This is a genomic window from Deinococcus rhizophilus (assembly GCF_030271215.1).
GTDB classification, from domain to species: Bacteria; Deinococcota; Deinococci; order Deinococcales; family Deinococcaceae; genus Deinococcus; species Deinococcus rhizophilus.
This window is the reverse complement of sequence record NZ_JASNGB010000186.1, coordinates 1-5,828: the sequence shown is the minus strand read 5'-3', so window position 1 is coordinate 5,828 and position 5,828 is coordinate 1. Positions and strand designations below refer to the sequence as shown.

Below are 5,828 nucleotides of genomic sequence, written 5' to 3'. Positions count from 1 at the left end.
GTCAGCGGCGGGACCGCCGGGGCGCAGGCGGGCACCCTCACCGTGATGGTGGGCGGGGACGCGGGGGCGCTGGAAGCGGTGCGGCCGGGGCTCGCCTTCGCGGGCAAGGTGGTGCATGTGGGCGGCACCGGGGCGGGCTTCGCGGTCAAGGCCGTGAACAACGCGCTGCTGGCGGTCAACCTGTGGGCCGCGGGCGAGGGGCTGGCGGCGCTGGCGCGGGCGGGCGTGGAGGTGGCAGGAGCGCTGGAGGTCATCAACGCGAGCAGTGGCCGCAGCAACGCGTCCGAGAACCTGATCGGACAGCGGGTCCTGACCCGCGAATTTCCGGTGACTTTCGGGCTGGGGCTGCTGGCGAAGGACGCTGGAATCGCCGCCGACGTGGTGCGGGCGGCGGGAGCGAGTGCGCCCGTGCTGATGCAAACCGAGGCCCTCTTCCGGGCCGCCGCGACGGTGGTCGGCGCCGGGGAGGACCACACCGCCGCCCTGAGGCTGATCGAACAGATGAACGACAAGGAAATCCGATGACCCAGAATGCCAAGTTTGCCGTCGTGACCGACGGCGGCCTCGACGCCTTCACCGACCTTCGCAACGCCGTGCCCGTCGCCCCCTTCAGCCTGAACTTCGGGGACAGGAGCTACCGCATGGGCGAGATCACGCGCGAGTGGTTGTTCCGCGAACTGCAGACCAATCCCGCGCACCCGACCTCCAGCCAGCCCACCCCGCAGGACTGGGCCGAAGCCTACCAGCAGGCCGGAGCGGGCGGCCTGCCCGTGCTGGCCCTCACCATCAGCGCGGGGCTGTCGGGCAGCCGCAACGCCGCCGAGCAGGCGCTCGCGCTGGTGCCGGGGGTCAACGTCACCATCCACGACACCCGGACCCTCAGCGCGGCGCAGGCTTTTCAGGTGCACGCCGCCGTGACCGCCGCCGAGCGGGGCGAGTCGCTGGAGACGGCGCTGGACTGGCTGCGGCGCACGCACGAGGAAACCGAGCTGTACTTCACCATCGAGACGCTGGAGTACCTGCGCCGGGGCGGGCGCATCGGGCGGGTGCAGGCCACGCTGGGCGGCCTGCTGAACCTCAAGCCCGTCATCACGGTGGACAAGGAGGCCGCGATCTACACCAACGTGGGCCGGGCGCGGTCGTACAAGGGGGCCATCGAGGCCGTCGCCGCCCAGGTCACCGCCCGCCACGGCGAGGGCACCCCGCTGCGGCTGGGACTGCTGTACGGCTCGGTGCGCGAGGATGCCGACACGCTGCTGGCCGCGATTCAGGCCCGGCACCCGGTCGTGTGGTCGGGCTTCGCGGGGGTCAACCCGGTCCTGAACGTGCACACCGGGCCACGGGCGCTGGGCGTCGCGGCGGCACCGGGAGGATGGGTCTGGGAGAAGTGAGCCCTCAGCCCTCAGCGGTCAGGAAGGGCTGAGGGCCGAGAGCTGAGGGCTGACCGCTTCAGTACGGCCGCTTCAGTACGGCAGCCCCGCCAGCCGCAGCAGCCATTCCCGCGCCTCGGCCGCGTCCCCCAGGCGGCGGGAGCGGTCGGGGTCGGTGAGGGCGGCGAGCAGGGGGTCGAGGGGGTCGGCGGCGGGAGGCGGGGGCACGTCGGGAACCCCCAGTGCTCCGTGCAGGCCCCAGCCCAGCAGCACGCCGACCCCGTACAGGTCGCTCGCGGGTCCCAGCGGCTCGCCCCGGCGCGACTCCGGGCTCTGGAAGGCGGCGGTGCCCATGCGCATGGGCGCGGCGAAGGTCTCTCCCACCGGCCCCGAGAGGTCGAAGTCGACCAGGGTCGCGCTGCCGTCGGGCTCCGCGATGATGTTCTCCGGCTTCACGTCGCGGTGAACCACGCCGCGCTCATGCAGGTGCCCCAGGGCGCCCAGCAGGTGTGCGAGCGTGAGCAGGTAGGCCCGGCGGTCGTGGGTCAGGGCCGGGCGGTGGGCATAACGGGTGAACAGCACCTGCCCACGGGCGTAGGTCACCAGCAGGGCGGGGCGCCCCTCCACCGTCACCGGGGCCAGCACCCGCACCAGCCGGGGATGGTCGAGGCCCGCGCCGTGCGAGAGCTCGCGCTCCGCGTGGGCGGCAAAGTGCGGCTCGAAGATCTTGACCGCGCGGGGCTGCCCCTCGGCATCGACCGCGAAATAGACCACGCTGTGCGAGCCGCGCCCCAGGGGCCGCACGAGGCGCACCCCCTCTCCCACGATCTGTCCTGCCAGCGGCATCCTGCCCCCACGGTACTCCACCGGGCGCCCGAAGGTGCAGCGCCCTACAATCCCCCCATGCCGGGGTATGGACTGGTCTTGGGGGGCGGGGGCGCACGCGGGCTGGCGCACGTCGGCGTGTGGCGGGTGCTGGAGGAAGCCGGGCTGCCGCCGCAGGTGCTGGCGGGCACCTCGGTGGGCGGGCTGGTCGCGGCCTTTATCGCGGCGGGGACGGGCGCAGGCGAGTTGCAGCGCATCTCGGAAACCGTGTCGTGGCGGCGGCTGCTCGACTGGCGGCTGGGAAGGGGACTGCTGCGGGCGTCGGCGTTCGGGGCGTGGCTCGCCGCCCACCTTCCGCCCACCTTCGAGGCGCTGGAGCGGCCGCTGGCCGTCACCGCGACGGACGTGCTGACCGGGCGCATGGTGTACCTGCGGGGCGGGGACCTGTACGCGGCGCTGCGGGCGACCACCGCCTATCCGGGAGCCATCGACCCGGTGCCGTACGGCGACATGCTGCTGGCCGACGGCGGGATTCTGAACCAGGTGCCGGTGGACGCCGCGCTGTTTCTGGGCGTGCGGCAGGTCGTGGCGGTGGACGTGACGGCCGCCGAACCGCTGGAACGCCCGGGGCGGCGGCGCTGGCGCTCGGAGTCCCACCTGGGAAGGGTGCGCTCGCTGCGGCGGGCGGTGGACATCATGCAGACGCAGCTGACCGACGCCCGGCTGAGCCTTTACCGCCCGGACGTGCTGCTGCGCCCGGACCTCGGGGACATCGACCTGCCGTCCTTTCGCCGGGGCGCCGAGGCAAGAGCAGCGGGCGAGGCGGCGGCGCGGGCCGAGCTTGCGCGGGTGCGGGCGCTGGTGGGGGAGGGTTGACCGTGCCCTGCTATCCTGCGCGGCGGATTAGGCGGATCAAAGGAGCGGCATGACAAGACTGAAAGGGGCCGGGAGCGGTCCGCTGGGCAAACTGTGGAAGGAAGTGCTGGAACCCATCGTCTTCGCGGTGGTGATCACCCAGTTCCTGGCGACGCTGGTGGGCGTCGACGGCGTGAGCATGATGCCCAACCTGCGCGACCGCGAGCGGGTGTTCGTGCCCAAGTACGAGACGTGGCTGCACAAGGCGGGTGTGGGCGACTTCAGCCGGGGCGACATCCTGATTTTCAAGCCCCCGCGCGAGGCCGCCGACCGCGCCGCTGGCCTCACCCGCCCCGGCCCCTTCGGGCTGTGGACTTACCGCCCCTTTCTGATCAAGCGGCTAATCGGCCTGCCGGGCGACCGCATCCGCATCGAAGGGGGCGAGGTCTCCGTCAACGGCGTGCCCCTCGACCAGGGCTGGACCACCGACTACTGGCGGGAGCAGGGCTGCTGGGACACCCAGAGCCCGCTGGCGAACGGCGCGACCTCCAGCATCGGCGGGATCGTGCCCGACCGCGAGGAGATCACGGTGCCGGACGGCCACTACTTCGTGATGGGCGACAACCGCACGGCGGGCGGCAGCGAGGACTCGCGCCTCTTCGGGCCGGTGCCCATGCGCGACATCGCGGGGCGGGCAGCGGCGGTCGTGTGGCCGATCATGCGCAAGGCCAATGCCACCTACGACTGCGCGTCCGGGCAGGTCGCCAACCTCAGCGGCGAGAGCGTGATGAACTGGCGCGTCCTGGACCGCCCGGAAGCCTTCGACGCGCTGAAGTCGGCGCTGGGAGATCAGGCGAAACGCTGATTCGGTCACGGGAACGCCGGGCACCCGGAGAGGGAGGCCCGGCGTTCTGGTTCCTGGTGGGACGGCGGCCGGGGGAGAGGGGTCTGGTGAAGCCAGGGAGTGAGGGGTCTCTCCGGCCGCTCTCCTCCTTACTCCTCCCCGTCCTCCCCGCCCAGCACCGTGATGTCCGTCTCTTCCCAGGCGACCCGGTACTCGCCCTCCCGCGCGATGAAGTCGGCGGCCATCCGCAGGGTTTCCTCGACCCAGCCGTAGTCGTTGCTGAGGGTAGCGACGCCGATCACCTCCCAGTCGTGGGCGTCGAGGCCGTCGAGCCGGGCGACGGTCAGCGGATAGCGGGCCTTGAGGCGCTCGACGACCGGGCGCACCAGGGCGCGTTTTTCCTTGAGGTTACTGACCCAGGGCATCTCCACCCGGATGGTCAGGACGCCGACGTAGCCGAGGGCCACCGGCCTTCAGAGCATCCCGGCCAGGAAGCCCTGCGAGCGCACGGCCCGCACGAGGTCCATGACGGTGTGCTGGGAGGGGTCGTAGTGGACCTCGATCTGGCCGTCGTCGGGGGTGGCCTGGGCGACGCCGGGAAGCGAACGGAGGTGCTGGGCAACGCGCTCGCCCGCGTCGCGGGTCATACCGCGCACGCCGAGCAGCACACGGGTGGGCTTGAGGGTCATGGCGGCCATTATGCCGCGCCCCCATCCGGCCGGACCAACCGGGTGCCCGGCGCCGTGACCGCGCGGGTGCCGAGGTGACAGATGCCGTACCCGCCGAGCAGGTGCGCTTCCTCCTGCCGGGCGGCGCCCTCCAGCGCGGGCGTCACCGGAAAGTGGACCTCGTACACGGCGCTGTCGTAGGCGCTCTTGACGACGGCGTGCAGCAACCCCGCCGCCGCCTCGTCCGGAGCGCCGGGTGAGAGCAGCAACGACCGCACCAGAACGATGGGACGGTCCCCCTGCCAGACGTGCTGGGCGAGGACGGCCCCGACGAGCCCCGTCCCCTCCCCCTGCGCGACAAAGGAGTGTTCGCTGCGCTCGTAGAACTTCAGGGCCGGGACGCTGGTGCTGAGGCGGCCCGTGCGCTCGCGCTCCGGCAGGGTGTCGAAGGCGGGGTCCGCCGTGCGCTGGGCGGTCAGGTCAAGCTGGGCAAGGGCCTCGAAATCGGCCTCGGTAAAGGTGCGGTAGCGGAGCATGTCAGGCTCAGCCTAGCGCCGCAGGGCCGCCTGCCGGTCTGCTGTGCTTCCCGCGCCGCTCGCCCCCCGTCTCTGGCTCACCGCAGGTTCGCCTGAATCTCCTCCCGCGTGGGCATCGCGTCCTGCGCTCCGGGGCGGGTGCAGGTCAGGGAAGCGGCCACGCCCGCCGTCCGCAGCGCCCCCGGGAGGGGCAGTCCGGCGGCCAGCACACCCGCGAAGGTGTCGCCCGCTCCGGTGGTGTCCACGGGGGTGACCGGGAGGGCGGGGAGGGCATACGTCTGCGCTCCAGCCACCGTCAGGCTGCCCCGTGCTCCCAGGGTCACGGTGACGGCCTCCGGCCCGGCTGCCCGCAGGGCGCGGGCCTGCGCCTCCACCTCTCTGTCCACTCCTCCCCCGTCTCCGTCCACCCTGCCCCCGGCGGGTGCGAGGGCGGCGAGTTCGGTTTCGTTGACGAGCAGGTGGGTGACGTGGGCGAGCAGCTCGGGGTCGGGCGCCTGCACGGGGGCCGCGTTGAGCAGGACGGTCAGCCCCGCCGCGTGCGCCCGCCGCGCCGCCTCGCGGTTGACCGCCGCAGGCAGTTCGCCCTGCAGCAGCAGGTGGGTGAAGGGGGAAAGGTCGGCGGGCAGATGCCCGGGCGTCATCCGCGCATTGGCCCCGCTCGCCACCGTGATCGCGTTCTCGCCGCCCTCGGCCACCGTGATCAGGGCGAGGCCCGTCGGAGCGTCCAGCG

9 protein-coding genes are annotated in these 5,828 nt (G+C 72.7%); 4 read left to right on the top strand and 5 right to left on the bottom strand.

Annotated features, from left to right (window positions below):
* The coding region (locus tag QOL99_RS14505; RefSeq protein WP_285524862.1) for an NAD(P)-dependent oxidoreductase at positions 1-525 on the top strand (525 nt) is incomplete at its 5' end.
* Complete coding sequence (locus QOL99_RS14500; RefSeq protein WP_285524860.1) at positions 522-1,391, top strand: DegV family protein; 870 nt, start codon at positions 522-524, stop codon at positions 1,389-1,391. The genes QOL99_RS14505 and QOL99_RS14500, both read left to right, overlap by 4 nt.
* 72 nt (positions 1,392-1,463) lie before the next feature.
* On the opposite strand, the gene QOL99_RS14495 is transcribed toward QOL99_RS14500, so the two are convergent.
* On the bottom strand, positions 1,464-2,216 hold the full coding sequence (locus tag QOL99_RS14495) for a serine/threonine-protein kinase (protein WP_285524857.1): 753 nt from the start codon (positions 2,214-2,216) through the stop codon (positions 1,464-1,466).
* Positions 2,217-2,273: 57 nt separating this feature from the next.
* Here QOL99_RS14495 and QOL99_RS14490 point away from each other — a divergent pair, with 57 nt between their 5' ends.
* The gene (locus tag QOL99_RS14490) at positions 2,274-3,071 is read left to right on the top strand and encodes a patatin-like phospholipase family protein (RefSeq protein ID WP_285524856.1); all 798 of its coding nucleotides are present in this window, start codon (positions 2,274-2,276) and stop codon (positions 3,069-3,071) included.
* A 49-nt stretch (positions 3,072-3,120) separates the two neighbouring features.
* A complete protein-coding gene (gene lepB, locus QOL99_RS14485; RefSeq protein WP_285524855.1) occupies positions 3,121-3,915 on the top strand; it encodes a signal peptidase I in 795 nt (264 codons plus the stop codon).
* A 128-nt stretch (positions 3,916-4,043) separates the two neighbouring features.
* On the opposite strand, the gene QOL99_RS14480 is transcribed toward lepB, so the two are convergent.
* The 4 genes from QOL99_RS14480 to QOL99_RS14465 all read right to left on the bottom strand — a co-directional run.
* Positions 4,044-4,361, bottom strand: coding sequence for a DUF503 domain-containing protein (locus tag QOL99_RS14480; RefSeq protein ID WP_285524853.1), 318 nt, complete (start codon positions 4,359-4,361; stop codon positions 4,044-4,046).
* A 6-nt stretch (positions 4,362-4,367) separates the two neighbouring features.
* The gene (locus QOL99_RS14475) at positions 4,368-4,592 is read right to left on the bottom strand and encodes a heavy-metal-associated domain-containing protein (RefSeq protein ID WP_285524851.1); all 225 of its coding nucleotides are present in this window, start codon (positions 4,590-4,592) and stop codon (positions 4,368-4,370) included.
* Complete coding sequence (locus tag QOL99_RS14470) at positions 4,592-5,098, bottom strand: DUF1999 domain-containing protein (RefSeq protein ID WP_285524849.1); 507 nt, start codon at positions 5,096-5,098, stop codon at positions 4,592-4,594. Before QOL99_RS14470 ends, QOL99_RS14475 begins: the two co-directional genes overlap by 1 nt.
* A 77-nt stretch (positions 5,099-5,175) precedes the next feature.
* Positions 5,176-5,828, bottom strand: a 653-nt coding sequence (locus QOL99_RS14465; RefSeq protein ID WP_285524848.1) for a PfkB family carbohydrate kinase, incomplete at its 5' end; no start/stop codon positions are given.